Origin of the sequence: Blastomonas sp. UPD001 (assembly GCF_003426715.1) — a bacterium.
Taxonomy (GTDB): Bacteria; Pseudomonadota; Alphaproteobacteria; order Sphingomonadales; family Sphingomonadaceae; genus Blastomonas.
Window position 1 is genome coordinate 1 of the sequence record NZ_QKVT01000151.1, and the last position, 725, is coordinate 725.

Genomic DNA, 725 nt, shown 5'->3' on the forward strand with positions numbered 1-725 from the left:
CAAGCCCGCCTCGTCGAGGCCCGCCAGCTCCTGCCCCTCCAGCACCGCCGATCCGGTGATCGTCCCGGCGGATAGCCCGAACGGGGTGAGGCTCGTAAGGCTCTTGCCCGATCCCGATGCGCCCGCCAGCGCGACGCATTCGCCGGGCGCGATCTCGAGCGACACGCCGCGCAGCAGATCGCGTCCGTCGATGGTCACGCCCATACCGTCCAGCCGATAGAGGCTCATGCGAACCGGTCCCTCAGCCGTTCGCCGATCAGCGTCAGGCAGACGAGCAGCGTCACCATCACCCCGCCCGGCACCAGCAGCCCCATCGGCGCGACATCCATGTCGTCCGCGCCTTCCTTGACCAGAATGCCGAGCGAGGTCAGCGGCTCCTGCACGCCCAGGCCGAGGAACGAGAGGAAGCTCTCGATCATGATGATTCCGGGCAGGGTGAGCGTCAGGTACGCGAGCGCGACGCCCGCGATATTGGGCAGGATGTGCCGCGCCAGGATCGCGCGCACCGGCGCGCCGCTCGCCTCGGCCGCCAGCACGAACGGGCGGTGGCGCAGCGTCATCACCTGGCCGCGCACGATCCGCGCCATGGTCAGCCATTCGACCAGCCCGATCCCGACGAACACCAGCAGGATCGAGCGGCCGAAGACCACCATCAGCACGATGACGATGAACATGAAGGGCAGAGCGTAGAGGGCATCGACGAACTGGGCCGCGACCGGCTGGCG

2 protein-coding genes are annotated in these 725 nt (G+C 68.8%); both read right to left on the bottom strand.

Features of this window, described 5'->3' with window-relative positions:
* A partial coding sequence (locus DM995_RS19980) for an ATP-binding cassette domain-containing protein (RefSeq protein WP_116970814.1) occupies window positions 1-228 on the bottom strand: 228 nt, incomplete at its 3' end.
* On the bottom strand, window positions 225-725 hold a 501-nt coding region (locus DM995_RS19985), incomplete at its 5' end, for an ABC transporter permease (protein WP_116970813.1). The genes DM995_RS19980 and DM995_RS19985, both read right to left, overlap by 4 nt.